This window comes from Pseudomonas sp. MWU12-2029, assembly GCF_023242425.1.
GTDB lineage: Bacteria > Pseudomonadota > Gammaproteobacteria > Pseudomonadales > Pseudomonadaceae > Aquipseudomonas > Aquipseudomonas kribbensis.
Window position 1 is genome coordinate 368,349 of sequence record NZ_JALJDY010000004.1, and the last position, 21,820, is coordinate 390,168.

Consider the following 21,820-nt stretch of genomic DNA (forward strand, 5'->3'; position numbering starts at 1 on the left):
TTCAGGACCTGCGCTACACCTCCGAATCCCAGATCACCGTGACATTACCGGCGTATCGCCTGGCCTGGCCGGGCTGCAACATCTGTTCGACATACTCCCTGGGTACTTCGAAATGCAACGTGCCCGCGGTCCGGTCCAGAAACCGGTCCGGTTGAAATCCCGGAGCATTAGGGCTGGAGGTCAGCGGCCGACGGCGCACCGGCTGGCCTGCATGGTCGGTGATACTGTCGGGCAGGCTGACGCTCACGAACACCTGTGCATCGGCTCCGCCGCCCTCCGTGTCCCGTAACCCGCAGGACTGCGCGCCGCCATGCTGGCATTCGATAAACATCTTGAACCGCGACGACGACGAAATATTGAAGGTCTGATCGCGGAACAATCGAACCGGTTTGCGCCCCTGCTGCAGCCAGGTCTGCCAGCCGCCTTGTGGCACTAGTACGACCTTGTTGCCGCCGGGGGGAATGTCGACCTTGAGCACATGCTGCACATCCAGTACGAACCTGAAGGTCACGGCAGAATTGTCCGGCAACAGATTGTCGCCGGTATCGATGTCCATGCCGGGGCCGACGCCATAAGTCAATGCGCCGGTGTACAGGCCGGCCGACATCTGCAGCGGGTTCGGCGTACGCAGCTCATAGGCCACATCCAGATAACCGTACGACATCCACGGGATCATGAACGCCGTCTGTTTGGCACACGTCCCTTCGACGGGAGTTTTCCAGAAGAAACGGTAGAAGTCCGGCCCGTAGGATGACATCGCAGCGGCGCGGCATGGTAACGGCGCAAATCCCCAACTGGTTCCCCACAGTCTGTGATGCGCCTGCTGATCGCTGGCTTCACCCGTCAGGTTGACCGCCGTGTCGCTCAGGACGTACTGAGAGCCGAAACCGCCGATGCGCATTTCCACCGTCGCCGACTCACCCGTGAACACATTGGTGACCACCAGGCTTCGCCATTGTGCGGGCATGCTGAACATCGCACCGTTGCGCTCGGACGCCCCCGGTTCGACCGCCTGAACCGAGGCGAAACGCAACGGCAGCCTGACACCGGACAAAGGTTTGCAATCATTGGGGTAATTACCGCAATAACCACTCTGGGGTGTCTGGTTGATGAAGGTGTTGGTCTGTGGATTGGCCGGATCGGGGATGTAGACCGCACGAATTTCCTGCGTCACCGCCAATGCCGCTGACGACAACAGTCCTGCGCACACACCGAACCACCCTTTTGCCTGATTGAACCTGTTGATCTTGCGCAACCCTGAAACCATTACCAGCTCCTTGCTCAGCAATCGGTCTGTTGTACTCCAAACGATCAGCCCGCCGGGGCCGCCACGTTGAAAATGATGTTGACGCTGCCGTAGTAATCGCCGGGCTTGTATCCGTCCGGGAGGGCCCGTGGTTCGATTTCCAGTTGCACCCGTTTACCCGCCACCGCCTCCTCGCGGGACACGACCTGACGCGGCACCGGATGATTGCTCAGTTCCGTGCCGTTGAAAGTAACGCGCAGGCTGATGTCGTTCCGTGAGTCCTGGCCGCTGGAGAGAATGGCGAAGCTTTCGAGACGGGCTTCGATGGCACTGCTGTCGGTGCGCACATCGAAGTTCTTGCGCAAGCCACCCAGGGTTGAAGTCGTCAGGTTCCAGGGCAATGTCTGCTGAAGGTGAATCCAGTCCGCTTCAGTGGGGATCACGTAGAACTCTAGGGTCGGAATATCCACGGAGACTTCAAAGATGTGTTTCTCCTGGGCCGCAAATACGCCTCCCACCATTGGCGCCGAAGCGCCGAGGGTCACGGCAATGACCGCTTGCTTGATCATGTCACTTCCTTTTGCGTGGATAAAAAACCGCCTCCCTGGCGGCACCCTTGACTGGCGATAACCGTGATTTTTGCTTTATCCGCAAACGAATACCGATAGCGGGCCGCTGCCAGTCATTCGCCAGGCGCACGTGCGTTGAACAGCACCAGGACGTTGCCGAAATATTCTCCCGCCTTGTAACCGCCTGCGGGAGCGATCGGGTCTATCTCCAGCGGAACACGCTTGCCTGTCGCGGCCTCCTCTTTCGACAGCACCTGACGGAATGCCGGATCGGCACTCAGCTCTACGTTGTTGAAACGCACACGCAGGTCGATGTTTTCGCCGGGTCTGCCTGTCGACAGGTAAGGCGCACTTTCCAGGCGTGCCTCGATGGCGCTGGTGTCATGCCGCACATCGAAGTTCTTGCTGAAGCCGCCGAGGCTTGAATCCGGGTAGTTCCAGAGCAGAACCTGTGGCCGGTGGATCCAGTCCGGTTCTGACGGCAGGATATAAAACGATCGGCTGGGGATCGTCAGCGTGACTTCGAATTGCAGCGTTTCCCGCGCGGCCCAGGCCGTAGCACCGGTCAATGCGCTGATTACCGCCAGTGCAGCGGCCACACAATGCTTGTTCATGGTTTTTCCCGTCTGTCAGCGACTGACAACCTTGAGATCCTTCTTGCGCTCGCCTTCGACGAGCTTGAAGCGGTATTCGCGGCCTTTTTCCTTGTCGAAACCGAACGTACGGCCGGCCATGACGTGGTGTTTGACGGTCGCACCGCAATCGGTTTCCTTGTCCAGGGAGCAGCTCTTGAACTCATCGACCACCACCACCGTGTTGCCGTTGTTGCGCACTTCATACCGACTACCGGTGTCATTGAGAACGGTGTCGTAGCGCGCATCTTTCGGGCGCACGAAAAACACCGTGCCGAATCCGGTCATCACATTGACGCCGGCCGACAGCGTCTTCTTGTAGTCTTCGCGCTCCTCACTGGAGACCACGAAGTCGTCCTCCTTCTCCGGCACAACCGGTACGAAACGTACCCGGAAATAGCGCTCACGATCGCGCTCGCCCATGTACAGCAAGCGCGTGCCCTGCATGCCCTGAGCCGGAATGATCAGCCGCGCCGGGCTGGCCATCAGGCCGTTGCGCGACGCACCATCAGCGGCGTTGGTGATCGGGACTTCCTTGGGCAGACCGTCGTTGCCGTAAACGATTTCCAGCACGTTGACCTTGACGAACGCGGTGCTGTCACCGCTGTTGAACACCCGTTTCAGGTAGGTGCTCTTCTCACCGTCCAGGTAGTCGTACACCGTTCCCACATTGATCTGCGGCCCGGCGTTGGCCGTCGTACAGAACACCGCGCACAGCAACAACAAAAACAGACGTGTCATCGTTTCAACCTCATGAAAAACCGGAATGGCCGCGTGTCGGACACTCATACTTCCGAATCGAAAATGATCGTGGCGTTGCCCGTCAGCGTGCCGTTCATGCCGGGCCTCAGAAAATCCATGTATCGGGGGGAAATGAAGAAGCGCAGCATTCCCTGTTTGCGGTCGATGTAACGGCTCGGTTCGAACGGACCGAGCCACTGGTTATGGATGAGCGTGCCGAACCAGCCGTCGTGATTGCCCGGGCCGACAACTCCCGGTGGCATCGTTAGCCGTACCTGAAACGTGGAATAGCCCACCTGGTTATTGCCGATATCGCACTCCGAACCACCCAGAGAACTGCATTGCAGCATCACCTTGAATCGCGAGGACGAGGACAGGAAAAATGGCTGATCACGAAAGATCTCGGTGGGCCGGCGGCCGCTGTCGATCCAGCGTTGCCAGCCTCCTGCGGGCTCCAGCGCAATCTTGTTCCCACCGGGCGGAAGATCGACCTTCAGCGTGTGTTGCACGTCCAGTACGAAGTCCAGGGTCAGATTGCCGTCGTCCGGCACCATCATCGGCCCCATCTGGAAATCACCGGTGGGACCGAGGGTGTAAGACAGCGATCCGGTGTACAGACCGGAGGACATGCCCAGAGGATTGGGTGTGCGCAGTTCGTAGGCAAAGTCGAGGGTGTCGAAGGACATCGACGGAATCCGGTACGCGGCCACTTTTGTGCACCACGCCTCCTGGGGTGCCTTCCAGAAAAACCGATACGTGTTGGGTGAATAGAACCCGACTCCGCTGTACTGACAAGGGGCTGGTGCGTAGACCCAGCTATTGTTGCTCCAGAGTTTCTGGTGCCCTTCAAGTATGTCCGTCACACCGACAAGGCTGGCGGCAGAATCACTCAGGATGAACTTCGAACCGATGCCGATGATTCGTACTTCAACTGTTTCAGACTCACCCGTATCACGATTGGTGACCATTAACTGTCGCCAGTTGGCCGGCACCTTCAACATCATTGCGTCTGCGGGAGCGCCGGGAATGATCGGGCGGGTGGAGTCAAAACGCACTGGCAACTGAATGCTGAACATGTTGTTGTCAGCGCATTGAGCTGGATCGATGGTGCAATAGCCGCTGTTCGGAGTTTTGTTGACGAACACATTTTTGTTCGGTTGCGAAGAGTCCGGCTGGAACAACGCCCGGATTTCCTGATTGACCGCCTCGGCTGATGGCAGGCTCAGTGCCACCAGCAAACCGAGCCAGTACGAAGTTGTCTTCATGGTCTCATCCCGCCTTCTGCTGGGTAGAGGAGAGATCGGCCAGAGTGTCCGGCGTGCAGCGCAGGTCGCCGATCATCAGCACATTGTTTTCGCTGCGATGCTCCTTCTCGTTGAGGCGGAACTGGCACAGCAGATTGTTATCGCGGCGTACTTCGAGGGTCGGTGAGCCGGCGTTCATTTCCATCGAGAAGAACCCGTCGACCTCGGTGACCCCGCGACTGGCGTGGTTGATCACATGATGTCCCTTGAGAGGCCGCCCCTGCTCATCGAGCAGACGGCCAAGAACGGTGAGGGTTTTCATCACCCGGATATGTCGGTAATCCACACCACCCTTGTTCAGGTGATAGCGGGTGCGGGCCGGAGCGATAGTTGCGGCGGGCACATGATTGCCCTCGAAGTCGAAGCTCACGGAGCTGTTCTGGTAAGCGGTCAGCGGAATGAAATTGCGCCCCGGCTTCAACGCCGCACCGCCGCCGCTGAGATCGTCGGCCCGCAGGACGATCCCGTCGATGTCCGATTCCACGTCGACGATCATGCCGGCCCCGCGCATCTCGTATTCGCTGGTCATCAACATCTTGTCTCCGCCCATCACCAGCGTACTGTCGAGGTTCAGACCACCGGTGAACTTGTTGTTGTAGGACGAGCGCTGAACGAAACCGTCGCCGTTGACCGTGTCGGTGCGGAAATTGGCCAGGCTCGACAGGCCCATGCCGTAGGTGTCGCTCAGCGCGGTGACCGAGACGTTTTGCAGCACGTGATCCTTGAAGTCCTTGCGCCAGCCGAGCGAGGCATTGTTGTCACGGCCGCCGTCGCGATCGGTGCGAGAGCCAATGCTGCCGGTCAACTGCTGGCCCGGTGCGCCGATGGCCAGGTTCAGGCTCAGGTCAACGCCCCGGCTGCGGTCATCACCACTGCTGAAACTGCCCGGCCGGTCGAACAGCGACAGGCGCCAGTTGGCATCGTTGCCGAACAGCACCGCGCGCCGGTTCCAGCCCAGATCCACACCGACGCCTTCGACGTTGCCTTCGCTGTGAGAAACCCGGGCGTTGAGGGAGTTGCGCTGATCGACCCGATGGTTGATCGCCAGTGACGAGTTGCTGGTCTGGCCGACAAACACGTTGCGCTGCCGGATGCGGGTACCATCAGGCAGGGTTTCGTAGAGGTTGGTGGTGTCCAGCCAGCTACGGTTATGGCTGAGGATCAGGCTGCCGGCACCGTAGTTGTAGAGGCTTTGCAGATCCAGACCGGTGCCGTAATCCCGGGTCTGGTAGACGTTGGCATACAGACTGAGGTGATTGGCCAGGGTCCAGTCGATAGACGTGCCATATTGCAGTTTTTCCCGGATCTGTCTTGCCGATAACCCGAGAATCACCCGTGGATGCGCCAGGTAGTTGATCGACGCGCCGGCCGTGGGACTGCCACTGGCCTGTTGATCCCAGTTGCTGAGCAGCTTGCTCTCTTCGCCGGCGAACAGGTTGTAGCGCCAGCGCTCGTCGAGGTTGCGCCAGTTGTTCGGTTTGTAGACCAGCTCTTGAGTGGTGGAGGTGATCTGCCCGTCTTCGATCAGTCGCACTTCCACTTCATAGATGCCTCCGGGTAATGGCCTGGTGTCCAGGGTCTGCAATCCGGCAGGCACCGACTGGGTATTGATCAGCAGGCCGTCGCGGTAGATCTCCACCGACCCCTGACGGTTGGCGGTGACATAAATCGGGTAGACGCTGGGCATCGCATTGTTGATGGCCAGACTGTCGGAGCTGCCGTACATCACACCGACCGCCGTATCGGGGCTGGTGCCGAACGTACGCGGCTGACGGGTCAGGCCTTCGGAATTGGGGGTGAAATAGCCCAGGCGAAAGAAGCTGCCTTGCAGCTCGCGCTGGGTGTAAAGCTCGTGCACGGCGTGGTACAGCTTGTCGTCGGGACCGCCCATGCGCGCCAGTTGCATGTTCAACGTCTGGCTCCAGTTGCCCAGACTGCCGCTGGCCTCCAGGCCATAGCGCCCGCCCAGGTCCTGATCCTGGCCGCCATTGAGATTGAGCTGGTTACGCACCATCAGACCACTGCTGCCTTCCTGAGGCTGGTCGTGATAACGCTTGGCCTCGAGATCGCGCTCGGCATTGCGGGTAAGGATCGAGACCAGGGAGCTTTCCAGGTTGTAGTGCACCGCCAGCACGTCATTCGGGCACGCACCGGTGCAATCGCCCAATGGCACACCGGGCTTGAGATAAGCCGCCCATTTCTCCCGCTCGGCGGGGCCGTAGCGGTTCTCGCTGGTATCGGTGAATTCGAGCAGGGTGATGCGATCATCGCGCGAGAGCACCACCAAAGCCTCGCCCAGCGGTTGTTGATCAAGCTCGACCCGCACCGCCAGGGGTACGTCGAAGAAATGCTCCTCGAAATCCGCCGGCAAACCTTTGGCTTGCGCCAGCAGACTACGAGGTGTCGTACCCGCAGGAGCAGGGGCCGCCATCGCACCAGCACAAAACAGCAGCGCAAGGGCGACCGCGATGGGTGTCATCGGGAACATGAACGCTTACTCTGATTTCGAACGGGGTAAGGTCCGGCGGGACAATCGGGGAGTGCTTGTCCCGCCGGGAAACGCTACTGGACAGTGAGCGTGAAACGCTTGATCAACGCGAACCGCCAACTGGAGGTACGGCGTCGAAGGTCATCGCGACAGTACCGGTGTAATCACCCGGGTTGAATGTCGTGCCCTTGGCCGTGATTTTCAGCGGTGCACGGTAGTTCACATCGGACTCGGACTCGCCCACGACCATTTGTGGAGTCTGGGTCAGGACCTTGTTATTGAACGAAACTTCCAGCGGGATGGTGTCGCTTCCGTAGATCAATTGCGGAACACTTTCCAGACTGGCGTGAACCGAACCGTTGTTGTTGCGCACATCGAAGAAACCATTAATTTCACGCATCTTGCCGGTGCTTGGCTGGAAGCTCATGTCCTGGTCCTTGTTGACCAGATCCGAATCGGTCGGCACCACGTAGAAACCGTTGGTCGGCACGTGAGCGATGAGGCTGATGGAGTGACGCGCTTCACCGGCGGCGAAGGTCACGGAAGAGCTCAGGGCCAGGGCGGCGAGGGAAGCGGTGATTGCGATTTTCTTGAACATCGGTCAGTACCTGTTTTCTTTTTTAAGGAATCGAAACGTTGAAGTTCATGTCACACCGGCCGATAAGACCTGAAACATGAAAGTTCAACGCCGGGGCATGATCGACTCTTGAATCGAGAATGTAAGCAGGCAACTTCCCACGAACGCGTAGTTCAACAACCTCGCAACTTGAAAGAAAAAACATCGAAAATCGAATATATGAAAAAGTGACTGTAAGGAACACCCTACCCACAGTTAAAAAGAAAAAACAATACAGCACTTTCGCCAATATAAAACGGCACTTTCTTCTGCTTTTAGAATATAAGCTCGATTATCAATAGAGTGATAGCTTTAACTTTATGGTCATTGTTGTCTGGATGAACAAGTGACCCCTGTTCGTCCGGCAGGGTGCCCTGCTCAGCCACTGACCGCTCGTCAGCTCTCAGGCCAAAAGACCTTGCCTCGCCGTAAAGATATATCTTAAGTTGTATCTAAACACGACGAGAGAAGACTGAAATGAGAGACCATCATTCCCCCCACCGCGACCACGGCGACAGCCGTGACGGCTTCGAGAAACGCCACGGCCGCGAGCGCGGTGGTCGCGGCCCACGGGTCTTTGCCCCGGGTGATCTGAAATTGCTGTTACTGGCGCTGATCGCCGAGCAGCCGTGCCACGGCTACGACCTGATCCGCCAGATCGAAACCATGTTCGACGGCGCCTACAGCCCCAGCCCCGGCGTGATCTACCCGACCCTGACGTTTCTCGAAGAAAGCGAAATGATCACCGGCGATGCCGAGGGCGGCAAAAAGCGCTATGCCGTCACCGATGCCGGTCGCCAATCCCTCAGCGAACAGGCGGTGGCGCTGGACGGCGTGCGTATGCGCATCGACGTCAGCAAGCGCTCCTTGCGCGGCCACGACCGGCCGCCGGAAATCCATGAAGCGGTGCACAACCTGCGCCACGCCTTGCAGATGCACCACGGGCGCTGGAGCCCTGAAGAAATCCTGCGCGTTCGCGACCTGCTCAACGACACCGCCAAAGCCATCGTCGACGGCCCCGCCGTTCAACCTGCTCCGGAGAAAGCCGAATGACTGAAGTCCAGACCCAAGGCATCCACCGTGTGATGCACGAAATCAAACGCCGCCGGCTCGAAGTTCTGCGCGTGGTCGACCTGACCCCGCGCATGCGCCGCATCACCCTCGGCGGGCCGGAACTGGCCGGGTTCGTCAGCCTGGGCGCCGACGACCACGTCAAACTGCTGTTCCCGCAGAACGCCGAACAGGCAGCCGCGCTGGAGACCCTGGTGCTTGGCGCCGGCAAAAGCGACGTGCCGATGCCCGAAATGCGCGACTACACCCCGCGCCGCTACGACCTCGACAAGCTTGAGCTGGACATCGACTTCGTCCTGCACGGCGACGGCCCTGCCTCGACCTGGGCCGAACAGGCCAAACCGGGGCAGTTCCTGCACATCGGCGGCCCGCGCGGTTCGATGATCGTGCCGGACATCTTCGACAGCTACCTGCTGATCGGCGACGAAACCGCCCTGCCCGCCATCGCCCGCCGCCTCGAAGGCCTGGCGGCCAATCGCAAGGCGCTGGTGGTGGTCGAAGTGGAAAACGGCAAGGAGCAACAAGCACTGGAAAGCGCGGCGCAGGTCAACGTGATCTGGGTGTTGCGCGGCGCGAACAAGGACAGCCTGCTGACCACCGTGAAGCAGTTGCAGGTGCCCAAGGGCAATCTGTATGCGTGGGTGGCGACGGAAACGAAAGTCTCGCGGCAGATCCGCCGGGTGCTGCTCGATGAGCACGGGCTGGATGAACAGTTCGTCAAAGCCGTCGGTTACTGGCGCGCCGAAGGCTCCGAAGAAGAGTGATATCCCCTGTGGGAGCGAGCCTGCTCGCGAAAGCAATTCGTCAGTCACATTGATGTTGCCTGACACTCCGCATTCGCGAGCAGGCTCGCTCCCACAGAGGTCTTAACTTCGTGCGGATTGCCAGCGATCAATCCCGATCACCAGCAACGCAATCAGCACAAACCCCGCCAGAATCCCCCCGGCATTGACGAACACCTGTGGATAACCCAGCAGTGCCACGTCAATGAACGGATACGCGTAAGCCCCCAGCAGATGCCCGCGCAACAGCGCATAGGCGAAATACACCAGCGGATAGATCAGCCACAGCGGCAGATGTTTCAAACGCAAGGTGCCCTTCGGCACGCACACCCACCAATAGGCCAGAAACAGCAGCGGCATCACGTCGTGCAGCAATTCGTCGGCGATAAACTGCCAGCCCTGCGGATGCCACAAATGCCGCAGCAAAATGCTGTAGGCCAGACCGACCACGGCAATGCTCACGGCAATCCCGCTGCTGACCCATGGCTGCATAAACCAGCGGCGGGCAACGGAATCACGATCGGTCACCGCGCAGGTCAGCACCACCGCCACCAGGGTGTTGGTGATCACGGTGAAGTAACTGAAGAAACTCACCAGCCCGCCCAGCAGACTGGCGCCGACACTCAGGCGCGCAAAGAAAATCAGGTACAGCTGAATCCCCAGCCCGGCCCAGCCCAGCACCGCCGCCGAAGTGATCAGGCGTCGCCGCAGCACGGCGTTCATCTCAGAGTGGTCGCTTGGTGCGCATCAGCTTCACGTACAGACGTTCGACCTTTTCCCGCGCCCATGGCGTCTTGCGCAAAAAGGTCAGGCTCGACTTGATGGTCGGATCGCTCTTGAAGCAACGGATGTCGATGCGCTCGGCCAGGCCCGACCATTCGTAATGGGTCACCAGTGCATTGAGGATCTGTTCGAGGGTCACGCCGTGCAGCGGATCGGGGTTGTGGTCGTTCATGCCGGGCCCTTGGGCGAAGTGAAAATGCAGAAGCCGCGCACCTTAGCCGAGGGGCTGAGCCGGTGGAAGGCCTTCCTTCAAATGTAGGTGAACCGCACAAGATCGCAGGCTCGATCAACCCCGGCAATGTGATCGATTGCCGCACTGTTACCGAATCCGAAAGGGTTCATGTCTGCAAAAGCACTTTGTGTTTTTGTAACAGGACATTATCCTGCCGCCCTTCTGCTGAATCGCTTCACTGCCTGCGTCAAATCGTAGCGGTCAGCCCGTCCCCCAAAAAAGATCAAGAAAGACCATTTCATGCCCGATTTTCCGTTCTCCAGAGACAGCGCTATCTCAACCCTGCGCCTGATCGGCGGCTGCACCGCCCTTGGCCTCGCCACCTGCACCCAGGCCGCTCCGGCCTTCGACAGTGAATCACCGTACATGCTCGGTGACTGGAGCGGCACCCGCAGCGAACTCTCGGAAAAAGGCATCGACTTCAAGCTCGACTACACCGGCGAAATGGGCAGCAACCTGCACGGCGGCTACGACCACGACCGCACCGCGCGCTACAGCGACCAATGGGGCCTCGGCACTCATCTGGATCTGCAAAAACTGCTGGGCTGGAACGACGCCGAATTCCAGTTGACCGTGACCAAACGCAGCGGCAACAACATCAGCAACGACCGCATCAACGACCCGCGCGTCGGTGGCTTCACCTCGGCCCAGGAAGTCTGGGGCCGTGGCCAGACCACCCGCCTGACGCAGATGTGGTACCAGCAGAAATTCTTCGACCAGAAGCTCGACATCAAGGTCGGCCGCTTCGGCGAAGGCGAAGACTTCAACAGCTTCCCGTGCGACTTCCAGAACCTGGCGTTCTGCGGCTCGCAGGTCGGCAACTGGGTCGGCGGCATCTGGTACAACTGGCCGGTCAGCCAATGGGCGCTGCGCGTCAAATATCACCTTACGCCGGAGCTGTACGCGCAGGTCGGCGCCTACGAGCAGAACCCGTCGAACCTCGATCGCGGCAATGGTTTCAAACTCAGCGGCAGCGGCACCCAGGGCGCGATCCTGCCGATCGAGCTGGTGTGGACGCCGAAGCTCAACGGCCTGCCGGGCGAATACCGCGCCGGTTACTACTACAGCAACGCCAAGGCCACCGACGCCTATAAAGACAGCAACGGCCAGCCAGCAGCCCTGAGCGGCGAGGCCTATCGCAGCGCTTCGAGCAAGCACGGCGTGTGGCTCGGCGTGCAGCAGCAGATCACCAGCGTCGCCAGCGACAACTCCCGTGGCCTGAGTGTGTTCGCCAACGGCACGATGCACGACAAGAAGACCAACGCCGTCGACAACTACGTCCAGGCCGGCGTGGTCTACAAAGGCTTGTTCGACGCCCGCGCCAAAGACGACATCGGTTTCGCCCTGGCCCGCGTCCACGTCAACCCGGCCTACCGCAAGAACGCCGAAGCGACCAACCAGGCCCGCGCCGTCTACGACTACGACGATCCGTCCTACCTGCCGCCGCAGGACACCGAATACAGCGCCGAACTCTATTACGGCGTGCACGTCACCAATTGGCTGACCGTGCGCCCGAACCTGCAATACATCCGCCATCCGGGCGGTGTGGACAAGGTCGATGACGCGCTGATCGGCGGGATCAAGATCCAGTCGTCGTTCTGATTTCAATTTTGCAATGAACCATGCCCGCGCCCAATCGTCATCTAAAGTGACTACAGCGCGGGACTACTTGAAACGTCACGGAGAACCACACTATGAGCACCGAAAGTGCTTCGAGTCGAGGCCGTCTGCTTCCGAGCCTGCTCGGCATTCTGCTTCTACTGATGGGCCTGGCCATGCTGGCCGGGGGAATCAAGCTGAGCACGCTCGGCGGCTCGCTGTACTACCTGCTGGCCGGCATCGGCATCACGCTGACCGGCATTCTGTTGCTGATGCGTCGCCGCGCGGCACTGGGTCTGTACGCCATCGTGCTGTTTGCCAGCACCGTCTGGGCGCTGTGGGAAGTCGGTCTGGACTGGTGGCAACTGGTGCCGCGTCTGGCGCTGTGGTTCGTCCTCGGTTTCGTGATGCTGCTGCCGTGGTTCCGCCGTCCGCTGCTGCTCAACGGTCCTGCACCGATGGGCACCGGTGGCCTGACCGTAGCCGTGGTACTGGCCGGCCTCACCGCTCTGGCCAGCCTGTTCACCCACCCGGGCGAAACCTTCGGTGAACTGGGTCGCGACACTGCCGACACCACCAGCACCGCGCCAGCCATGCCCGATGGCGACTGGCAGGCCTACGGCCGCACCGAGTTCGGTGACCGTTACTCGCCACTGAAGCAGATCACCCCGGCCAACGTCGGCAAGCTGCAGGAAGCCTGGCGCATCCAGACCGGCGACCTGCCGACCGCTGATGACCCGGTGGAGCTGACCAACGAAAACACCCCGCTCAAAGCCAACGGCATGCTCTATGCCTGCACCGCTCACAGCAAAGTGCTGGCGCTGGATCCGGACACCGGCAAGGAACTGTGGCGCTTCGACCCGCAGATCAAGAGCCCGGTCGGCTTCAAGGGCTTCGCCCACATGACCTGCCGTGGCGTGTCGTACTACGACGAAGCCGCTTACGCCAAGTCTGAAAACGCTGCGTCCGCCGTCATCTCCGAAGCCGGCAAAGCCGTCGCCCAGGCCTGCCCGCGTCGCCTGTACCTGCCAACCGCCGATGCACGCCTGATCGCACTGAACGCCGACACCGGCAAGATCTGCGAAGGCTTCGGCAATAAAGGCGTGGTCGACCTGACCCAAGGCATCGGCCCGTTCACCGCCGGTGGCTACTACTCCACCTCGCCAGCCGCGATCACGCGTGATCTGGTGATCATGGGTGGTCACGTCACCGACAACGAATCAACCAACGAGCCATCGGGCGTGATCCGCGCCTTCGACGTGCGCGACGGTCACCTGGTGTGGAACTGGGACAGCGACAAGCCGGACGCCACCGAGCCTCTGGCCCCGGGTCAGATCTACAGCCGCAACTCGGCCAACATGTGGTCGCTGGCCAGTGTCGATGAAAAACTCGGCATGGTCTTCCTGCCACTGGGTAACCAGACCCCTGACCAGTGGGGCGCCGACCGCACCCCGGGCGCCGAGAAATTCAGCGCCGGCATCGTCGCGCTGGATCTGGCCACCGGTAAAGTGCGCTGGAACTACCAGTTCACCCACCACGACCTGTGGGACATGGACGTCGGCAGCCAGCCAACCCTGCTGGACATGAAAACCGCCGACGGCATCAAGCCTGCGCTGATCGCCCCGACCAAACAGGGCAGCCTGTACGTCCTCGACCGTCGTGACGGCACGCCGATCATCCCGATCCGCGAGATCCCGGTTCCGCAAGGCGCCGTGAAAGGCGACCACACCGCACCGACCCAGGCCCGTTCGGACCTGAACCTGCTGGCCCCGGAACTGACCGAAAAAGCCATGTGGGGCGCCAGCCCGTTCGACCAGATGCTGTGCCGCATCCAGTTCAAGGAACTGCGCTACGAAGGCCAGTACACGCCTCCGTCGGAACAGGGCAGCCTGATCTATCCGGGTAACGTCGGCGTGTTCAACTGGGGCGGTGTTTCTGTCGACCCGGTTCGCCAGATGCTGTTCACCAGCCCGAACTACATGGCCTTCGTCTCGAAGATGATCCCGCGTGCCGAAGTGGCCGCCGACAGCAAGCGCGAAAGCGAAACTGCCGGTATCCAGCCAAACACCGGTGCGCCATATGCCGTGACCATGCATCCGTTCATGTCGCCACTGGGCGTACCGTGCCAGGCCCCGGCCTGGGGCTACGTCGCCGGTATCGACCTGACCACCGGCAAAGTCGTGTGGAAACGCAAGAACGGCACCAGCCGCGACAGCTCGCCAATCCCGATCGGCTTCACCCTGGGCGTGCCAAGCATGGGCGGCTCGATCGTGACTGCTGGCGGCGTCGGCTTCCTCAGCGGCACCCTCGACCAGTACCTGCGCGCCTACGACGTGAACACTGGTAAAGAGCTGTGGAAATCCCGTCTGCCTGCGGGCGGCCAGGCAACCCCGATGACCTACACCGGCAAGGACGGCAAGCAATACGTCCTGCTCGTAGTGGGTGGTCACGGTTCGCTGGGCACCAAGATGGGTGACTATGTGATTGCGTACAAACTGCCGGAATAAGTTTTAGCGGCGCTAAAGAGAAAGGCGATGCCCTGTAAGGGGTGTCGCCTTTTTTGTGGGCGCCAATCGCCAATCGATATAAAAGACTGTCAACTTTGACAGGCGCTGCCCTGCCCGTTTGCTCCGATCATCAACCTCACGCAGCGGTTGAATCTCGGAGCCTTCCATGTCAGATACGCGCTTTGGCAACCACTGGATCGAAGCACTGACCAAAGGGCAGACACGCTTTCACCAGTTGCCCGCCGATCTTGATCACAACGAAGCCGCCCTGATTCGCCGTGAAGCCCTGCAACACATCAGTGGAGCTTCGCTGCGCAGCATTGGCGATTACACCCGCGAACCGCAGCCAGCTCATTGCGAGAACCGGATCGGTTCCATCCAGATTCCGCTGGGCGTCGCCGGACCATTGCTGGTCAAAGGCCAGGCCATCACTGCCCAGGAGCCCGTCTACGTTCCCATGGCCACCACCGAAGGCGCGCTGGTCGCCAGTACCTCCCGAGGGTGCCGGGCATTGCATGCCGCCGGAGGTGCAGTGGTTCGGGTCGAAGAGGTGGGCATTACCCGTGCGCCGGTGTTTCGCTCCAGCGGTATCCTGCAGACCGAAAACTTTCTGGCCTGGATCCGCGACAACTTCCAGCCGATCAGACAGATCTGCGAACAGGGCAGCGTTCATTTGCATCTGCGAGACATCAAGTCTGCGGTGGTCGGTACCACGATCTATCTGCGCTTTCGTTTCCGTACCCACGATGCGATGGGCATGAACATGGCAAGCATTGCCTGTGACCGGGTCATCCGTGAGTTGATCACCCCCGCAACCGGCGTCCCGTGCCTCAGCATTTCGGGCAACTACTGCACGGACAAGAAACCGGCGATGGTCAACTTCATCAACGGACGCGGCCAGCGGATCCACGCCGAAGTCCGGCTGAGCCAAGACATACTGCGCGCCATTCTCAAGACCGACGCCAAGGCACTTTGCGAGCTGCAGTACCGGAAAAACCTCCTGGGTTCGGCCATGGCCGGCACCATCGGCTGCAATGCCCATCACGCCAACATACTCGCCGCGTTCTTCATCGCCACCGGCCAGGACGTCGCTCAAGTGGCGGAAAGTGCCATCGGCATTACCTGCCTCGAAGCCTGTGAACACGACGCCATCTACGCCTCGATCACGATGCCGGACGTGCCGCTGGGCACCGTCGGCGGCGGTACGTCCCTTTGTACCCAACGCGAAGCCCTGGCCCTGATGGGGATCATCCCCGGCAGCAAAAAACCGGGCATCGATACCCGGCGGCTGGCGGAAATTCTCGGTGCCCTGGTACTCGCCGGAGAACTGTCGATCATGGCTGCTCAGGCCTCGCATCAACTGGTCTCGGCCCATCAACGGCTGGGGCGCTGACCCCATGATCCATGCCAGAGCGCCCGGCAAAATCATCCTGATGGGTGAACATGCGGCGCTGCACGGATGCCCGGTGATCGCCTGCTCCGTGGGCCTTTACTGCAACGTGTGGGTCCAGCGGCGCCAGGATCGCGAGCTTCAGTTACAACTGCCTGACCTGCCTTTCCAGCGGACCTACTCACCGTACCAATTGACCGACTACGTCGGCCGCATGCGCCTGGCATCAGAGCACTATCGCGCCGCCCCCAGCGCAAAAAGCTTCGCGCCACTGGGTACCGGCGATCCCGATCATCTGGTCAAGTGCGCCATCGGTGAAATCCTCCACCGACTGCCTCCGCGAAACTGGCGCGGCTTCACCTTGCGAGTGCAATCGCAGATTCCGCCCGGTGCCGGCTTCGGCAGCTCCGGCGCCCTGGCGATCACACTCACGGCTGCGCTGACACAATTGTTCGGGCTGACAGAAACCGACTGCCCGCTCGAACCGCTGGCGATGACGATAGAACGCTATCAGCACGGCGAGCCATCGGGCATCGATCACAACACCAGCCTTCTGGGCTCGGTCATCGAAGGCCGACGCAACGCGAAAGGCGAATTCACTCTGCACACGTTGCCCGCCATCGCCCCGAACCTGCTGCCAGATGCCTTGCGCCTGTTCAACACCGGCACCGCCAACGAGAGCACCGGCCAGGTCATTGCCGCCACCCGACATCGACTGACGGGCGCTGACAATCCCCTGCTGGCCAGCATGCGGCACAACACCGAGCGCTTCGGTTGGTTACTGCGTCAAACACGTCCGATGCCTGAAACACTTCGTGCGGTGATACGCGATTACCAGGCGGATCTGGAATCCCTGGGTGTCGTCCCCGCCACCGTTGCCCAAGTGATTCGCGCGGTAGGAAAAGCAGGCGGTGCAGCGAAGATATGCGGCGCCGGCGCATTGTCCGGAGATCAGGCCGGTGCGCTGCTGGTGATAGGGGCTGCGAATCTGCCGGAGCTGGCGTGCTATCGGCAGATCGACGCCCCTCTCGCGGTGGCAGGTCTCGAGATCACCCGGTCATGAACCGCACCAGCGTCTCCTCCCCCGCCAACATCGCGCTTATCAAGTACTGGGGCATGCGCGACGCACTGAACACACTGCCCAACAACGCCTCGCTTTCAATGACCCTGAGCCGCTGCGTCAGCCTCTGCACACTGGCCCCGCTGGCCAAGGGCACGACCGACGAAATCCTGTGGAAAACCGCGCGCGGTGCACTGGTGCCGGCCGATCCCACCCTGCGAGCCGGGATCGAACATCACCTGCAAGCCTTGCGCGAACACTTCGATCACTGGCAACCGCTGCGCATCGCCACCACCAACAGTTTTCCGACCGGTGCCGGAATCGCCTCGTCGGCAGCCGGTTTCAGCGCCCTCGCGGCGGCATTTGCCATGTATCGCGGACACTCGCTGACGCATCCCGCCCTCAGCGATCTGGCGCGCCTGTCCGGCTCCGGCTCGGCGGCACGCTCGGTAACCGGTGGTTTTGTGCAGTGGCCCGGCAATGCGCAGCTACTTTCGGGGCCGGCCCTGCAAATCGCCCCCGCACGCCACTGGCCGCTGCACGACCTGATCGCCGTGGTCGACGCCCGACACAAAACCATCAGCTCTCGCCAGGGTCACCTGCTCGCCAACAGCAGCGAGTTTTATCCGACCCGCCTGACTCTGCTGCCGGAACGTCTGGAACAAGTGCGCCGCGCCATTCTCGAACGCGACTTCACCCGATTGGCCGACGCCGTGGAACGCGAAGCCATCGAACTGCACCTGATCGCCATGACTTCACAGCCACCGATCTTCTATTGGCAACCGGCAACACTGGCCGTGCTGGAACAGGTCCGCCAGTTGCGTCGCGAAGGCCTGGACGTCTGCGCCACCCTCGACGCCGGCCCCAACGTGCACGTGCTGTGCACGCCGCAACATTCCCCAAAGGTGTTTGCCGCGCTGCGCAAACTGCCTGACATCCAGCGCTGGATACTCGACAGAGCGGGCGATGGGGCCCGGCGGCTGGAACAGCATCTGTTTTGAATCTTGCGTCCTACAGACGAGGTGTTTTTCGGGGACGATTCCGACAAGTCGCGTCGGTTGTCCCTAGGAAACGGGGTGGATAGGCTTTGGCGGTCGCTGCAAATTCAGCGATGGGGCGTCGCGGCCCGACTTCTGAGGCATAATTGCCGCCGCTAAATAGCAGCACCTCAAGTGCTTGTTTATGGTGGCTGTGCGCGGGATACCTTCGGGTATGCCGAATGCCTCAGGTCGGTCCGCGAACCCGCGTACAGCTGCCACCCCTCTTTTTGCGTCGCGGCAATTAGAGGATTGGACCCATTCCTGAGGAGTAAAAAATGAAAAAACCAACACCGAATCCCCCCGAATCAAACGACGCGTCGCCCTACGAATCGCCAGATTCCAAAAAACTCCACGAAGCCGCCGAGCGCGCGCTCGACCACTACCTGAAACCCAACGCCACCACCCTGCGCTTCCACAAACCCAGCACCATGTTCCAGGTCGCACCCGATCAGGACAGCGAAAGCCTGCTGGTCCACGCCTGCGAATCATTGGCACAGGCCAACCTCATGACCAGCGACATCGCGGCACACATCGACCTCCCGCAGCGGCGGACGATTCTGGCCATTCAGCAAATCATCATGCTGGCCGAGCTGGCGGTGAATCGGGTGCTGGATAACGTCGAAGTACAGCGTTACCCAACACACAGCTGAGCCGCCCTGACGAAACCGACCTGCCAGCGACAGACTGCATTCGCTGGCAGCTCGATAGGGACGCAGAGCGTCCCGGGCTGCATTCCCACGCGGAGCGTGGGAACGATCAAAGCAAAAGCACTCCGTCGCCCTTCGCATCTAACCACTCAAAACGATGAGCGTTAGCTCAAGTACCGCTTTTGACGTGCCGGCCCCGTCGGCAGGCTGAGTGGAGGGGTTCATCCGGGGGTAGGCGCGCAGCGCCGTTCGACGAAGTCGAACACATCGAGAGGAGGTGCAGCGAAGCAAACCGGAGGCGATGCCCCCGGATGAATCCCGGAACGAAGGAACACCGAGCCACAGCGAGGTGCCGAACGTTGGGGCCCAGACCTTTGGTTCCTTTGGGGCGTTTGCCAAAGGGACTCGCTGTAAGAGCGAAACCGCCAGCCGCAACACCCGAAGAAACGGATATGTACACGATAAAACCACAGCCTGGTCGGCCCAGAGGCCGCCAAGCCCACACCCCGAAACCCTGTCAAAACCCTGAACACACAACCAGAAACACCCACCCCCATTGAAACCACCAAACCCCCGCCCCATCTAACACCCATACCCAATTGCGCAGGTGCCCCATGAGCGACCAGCAAGAATTCCCCGAGAACCCCGACGACATCACCGAAACCGACGCCGAACACATCGAACACCACGTCCCCGGCAAAGGCCTCGCCCTGCCCGGCCAGAACCTGCCGGACAAGGTCTACATCATCCCGATCCACAACCGCCCGTTCTTCCCGGCCCAGGTCCTGCCGGTCATCGTCAACGAAGAACCCTGGGCCGAAACCCTCGAACTGGTCAGCAAATCCGAACACCACTCCCTGGCCCTGTTCTTCATGGACACGCCCCAGGAAGACCCGCGCCACTTCGACACCAAGGCATTGCCGCAATACGGCACCCTGGTCAAGGTGCACCACGCCAGCCGCGAAAACGGCAAACTGCAATTCGTCGCCCAGGGCCTGAGCCGTGTGCGCATCAAGACCTGGCTCAAGCACCATCGCCCGCCGTACCTGGTGGAAGTCGAATACCCGCACCAGCCCACCGAGCCGACCGACGAGGTCAAGGCCTACGGCATGGCGCTGATCAACGCGATCAAGGAACTGCTGCCGCTCAACCCGCTGTACAGCGAAGAGCTGAAGAACTACCTCAACCGCTTCAGCCCCAACGATCCATCGCCGCTGACCGACTTCGCCGCCGCCCTGACCTCCGCCACCGGCCCCGAGCTGCAGGAAGTGCTCGACTGCGTGCCGATGCTCAAGCGCATGGAAAAAGTCCTGCCGATGCTGCGCAAGGAAGTCGAAGTCGCGCGCCTGCAAAAAGAAATCTCCGCCGAAGTGAACCGCAAGATCGGCGAGCATCAGCGCGAGTTCTTCCTTAAGGAACAGCTCAAGGTCATCCAGCAGGAACTCGGCCTGACCAAGGACGACCGCAGCGCCGACCTCGAACAGTTCGAGCAGCGTCTGGAGGGCAAAGTCCTGCCGACCCAGGTGCAGAAGCGCCTCGAAGAAGAAATGAACAAACTGTCGATCCTCGAAACCGGATCGCCGGAATACGCGGTCACCCGCAACTACCTCGACTGGGCGACCTCGGTGCCGTGGGGCGTGTACGGCGAGGACAAACTCGATCTCAAGCACGCGCGCAAGGTGCTGGACAAACACCACGCCGGCCTCGACGACATCAAGGACCGCATTCTCGAGTTCCTCGCGGTCGGTGCCTATAAAGGCGAAATCAGCGGTTCCATCGTGCTGCTGGTCGGCCCGCCGGGTGTGGGCAAGACCAGCGTTGGCAAGTCCATCGCCGAATCCCTCGGCCGGCCGTTCTACCGTTTCAGCCTCGGCGGCATGCGCGACGAAGCCGAGATCAAGGGTCACCGCCGCACCTACATCGGCGCGCAGCCGGGCAAACTCGTACAGGCGTTGAAAGACGTCGAAGTGATGAACCCGGTGATCATGCTCGACGAGATCGACAAGATGGGCCAGAGCTACCAGGGCGACCCGGCCTCGGCGCTGCTGGAAACCCTCGACCCGGAACAGAACGTCGAATTCCTCGACCACTATCTGGACCTGCGGATGGACCTGTCGAAAGTCCTGTTCGTCTGCACCGCCAACACCCTGGATTCGATTCCTGGTCCGTTGCTGGACCGGATGGAAGTGATTCGCCTGTCGGGCTACATCACCGAAGAAAAAGTCGCCATCGCCAAACGTCACCTGTGGCCGAAACTGCTGGAAAAGGCCGGCGTGTCCAAGGGCAGCCTGAGCATCAGCGACACGGCGCTCAAGGCCTTGATCGACGGTTACGCCCGTGAAGCCGGCGTGCGCCAGCTGGAAAAACAGATGGGCAAACTGGTGCGCAAAGCGGTGATGAAGCTGATCGACGATCCGAAAGCGGTGATCAAACTCGGGCCGAAAGACCTCGAAGCCTCACTCGGCCATCCAGTGTTCCGCAACGAGCAAGTGTTGTCCGGCACCGGCGTGATCACCGGCCTGGCGTGGACCAGCATGGGCGGCGCGACCTTGCCGATCGAGGCCACTCGCATCCATACGCTCAACCGCGGTTTCAAACTCACCGGGCAACTTGGCGATGTGATGAAGGAGTCGGCGGAGATCGCCTACAGCTACGTCAGTTCGCACCTGAAATCCTTCGGCGGCGATCCGAAATTCTTCGACGAAGCTTTCGTCCACCTGCACGTGCCGGAAGGCGCGACACCGAAAGACGGCCCGAGCGCCGGCGTGACCATGGCCAGCGCCCTGCTCTCCCTCGCCCGTAATCAGCCGCCGAAAAAAGGCGTGGCGATGACCGGCGAGTTGACGCTGACCGGGCATGTGCTGCCGATTGGCGGGGTGCGCGAGAAGGTGATTGCGGCGCGGCGGCAGAAGATTTTCGAGTTGATTCTGCCGGAGCCGAATCGGGGTAACTTCGAGGAACTGCCGGACTACCTGAAGGAAGGCATTACGGTGCATTTCGCCAAGAAGTTTTCGGATGTGGCGAAGGTGCTCTTTTAACCTCCCCTGATGATCGTTCCCACGCTCCGCGTGGGAACGATCACGCCAAGCTTGGCGTTGTCACACTTTGTCTCA

Annotated in this window: 18 protein-coding genes; 9 read left to right on the top strand and 9 right to left on the bottom strand. The window is 60.8% G+C overall.

Translation table 11 applies throughout. From position 1 onward, the window contains the following. Positions 1 to 13: 13 nt before the first annotated feature. The 7 genes from M5B44_RS12075 to M5B44_RS12105 all read right to left on the bottom strand — a co-directional run bounded on the left by M5B44_RS12075 (position 14) and on the right by M5B44_RS12105 (position 7,578). A complete protein-coding gene (locus M5B44_RS12075; RefSeq protein ID WP_248739283.1) occupies positions 14 to 1,267 on the bottom strand; it encodes a hypothetical protein in 1,254 nt (417 codons plus the stop codon). Between the two features lie 44 nt (positions 1,268 to 1,311). Continuing rightward, complete coding sequence (locus M5B44_RS12080; protein ID WP_248739284.1) at positions 1,312 to 1,815, bottom strand: CS1 type fimbrial major subunit; 504 nt, start codon at positions 1,813 to 1,815, stop codon at positions 1,312 to 1,314. A gap of 113 nt (positions 1,816 to 1,928) precedes the next feature. After that, positions 1,929 to 2,429: a fimbrial assembly protein gene (locus M5B44_RS12085; RefSeq protein WP_248739285.1), complete on the bottom strand. Its 501-nt coding sequence runs from the start codon at positions 2,427 to 2,429 to the stop codon at positions 1,929 to 1,931. Between the two features lie 15 nt (positions 2,430 to 2,444). Then, positions 2,445 to 3,188, bottom strand: a complete 744-nt coding sequence (locus M5B44_RS12090; RefSeq protein WP_248739286.1) for a molecular chaperone — start codon at positions 3,186 to 3,188, stop codon at positions 2,445 to 2,447. A 44-nt stretch (positions 3,189 to 3,232) separates the two neighbouring features. Next, on the bottom strand, positions 3,233 to 4,453 hold the full coding sequence (locus tag M5B44_RS12095; protein WP_248739287.1) for a hypothetical protein: 1,221 nt from the start codon (positions 4,451 to 4,453) through the stop codon (positions 3,233 to 3,235). Between the two features lie 4 nt (positions 4,454 to 4,457). Continuing rightward, on the bottom strand, positions 4,458 to 6,980 hold the full coding sequence (locus M5B44_RS12100) for a TcfC E-set like domain-containing protein (protein ID WP_248739288.1): 2,523 nt from the start codon (positions 6,978 to 6,980) through the stop codon (positions 4,458 to 4,460). Positions 6,981 to 7,083: 103 nt separating this feature from the next. Further along, on the bottom strand, positions 7,084 to 7,578 hold the full coding sequence (locus tag M5B44_RS12105; RefSeq protein WP_248739289.1) for a CS1 type fimbrial major subunit: 495 nt from the start codon (positions 7,576 to 7,578) through the stop codon (positions 7,084 to 7,086). 495 nt (positions 7,579 to 8,073) lie between these two features. Here M5B44_RS12105 and M5B44_RS12110 point away from each other — a divergent pair, with 495 nt between their 5' ends. Together M5B44_RS12110 and M5B44_RS12115 are read left to right on the top strand one after the other, a co-directional pair. Continuing rightward, the gene (locus M5B44_RS12110) at positions 8,074 to 8,649 is read left to right on the top strand and encodes a PadR family transcriptional regulator (RefSeq protein ID WP_102620803.1); all 576 of its coding nucleotides are present in this window, start codon (positions 8,074 to 8,076) and stop codon (positions 8,647 to 8,649) included. Continuing rightward, the gene (locus tag M5B44_RS12115) at positions 8,646 to 9,431 is read left to right on the top strand and encodes a siderophore-interacting protein (protein ID WP_248739290.1); all 786 of its coding nucleotides are present in this window, start codon (positions 8,646 to 8,648) and stop codon (positions 9,429 to 9,431) included. The genes M5B44_RS12110 and M5B44_RS12115 overlap by 4 nt, the downstream gene beginning before the upstream one ends. Before the next feature lie 102 nt (positions 9,432 to 9,533). Here the strand turns inward: M5B44_RS12115 and M5B44_RS12120 are convergent, their stop codons facing one another. Beyond that, positions 9,534 to 10,172: a Pr6Pr family membrane protein gene (locus tag M5B44_RS12120; protein ID WP_248739291.1), complete on the bottom strand. Its 639-nt coding sequence runs from the start codon at positions 10,170 to 10,172 to the stop codon at positions 9,534 to 9,536. A 1-nt stretch (position 10,173) separates the two neighbouring features. Continuing rightward, a complete protein-coding gene (locus tag M5B44_RS12125) occupies positions 10,174 to 10,404 on the bottom strand; it encodes a VF530 family DNA-binding protein (protein WP_007956650.1) in 231 nt (76 codons plus the stop codon). Positions 10,405 to 10,704: 300 nt separating this feature from the next. Here M5B44_RS12125 and M5B44_RS12130 point away from each other — a divergent pair, with 300 nt between their 5' ends. The 7 genes from M5B44_RS12130 (at position 10,705) to lon (ending at position 21,745) form a co-directional block, all read left to right on the top strand. Beyond that, entirely contained in the window at positions 10,705 to 12,066 is a 1,362-nt protein-coding gene (locus M5B44_RS12130) for a carbohydrate porin (RefSeq protein WP_248739292.1), read from the top strand. A 92-nt stretch (positions 12,067 to 12,158) separates the two neighbouring features. Beyond that, the gene (locus tag M5B44_RS12135; RefSeq protein WP_114885323.1) at positions 12,159 to 14,570 is read left to right on the top strand and encodes a glucose/quinate/shikimate family membrane-bound PQQ-dependent dehydrogenase; all 2,412 of its coding nucleotides are present in this window, start codon (positions 12,159 to 12,161) and stop codon (positions 14,568 to 14,570) included. A 166-nt stretch (positions 14,571 to 14,736) separates the two neighbouring features. After that, positions 14,737 to 15,963 (top strand): hydroxymethylglutaryl-CoA reductase, encoded by a 1,227-nt coding sequence (locus M5B44_RS12140; RefSeq protein ID WP_248739293.1) that lies wholly within the window; start codon positions 14,737 to 14,739, stop codon positions 15,961 to 15,963. Positions 15,964 to 15,967: 4 nt separating this feature from the next. Beyond that, complete coding sequence (locus M5B44_RS12145; protein WP_248739294.1) at positions 15,968 to 17,023, top strand: mevalonate kinase; 1,056 nt, start codon at positions 15,968 to 15,970, stop codon at positions 17,021 to 17,023. Then, positions 17,020 to 18,021, top strand: coding sequence for a diphosphomevalonate decarboxylase (mvaD, locus tag M5B44_RS12150; RefSeq protein ID WP_248739295.1), 1,002 nt, complete (start codon positions 17,020 to 17,022; stop codon positions 18,019 to 18,021). Before M5B44_RS12145 ends, mvaD begins: the two co-directional genes overlap by 4 nt. Before the next feature lie 314 nt (positions 18,022 to 18,335). Then, positions 18,336 to 18,710, top strand: coding sequence for a DUF6124 family protein (locus M5B44_RS12155; RefSeq protein ID WP_065258705.1), 375 nt, complete (start codon positions 18,336 to 18,338; stop codon positions 18,708 to 18,710). A 611-nt stretch (positions 18,711 to 19,321) separates the two neighbouring features. Beyond that, on the top strand, positions 19,322 to 21,745 hold the full coding sequence (gene lon, locus M5B44_RS12160) for an endopeptidase La (protein ID WP_248739296.1): 2,424 nt from the start codon (positions 19,322 to 19,324) through the stop codon (positions 21,743 to 21,745). The last annotated feature ends 75 nt before the right edge of the window (positions 21,746 to 21,820 follow it).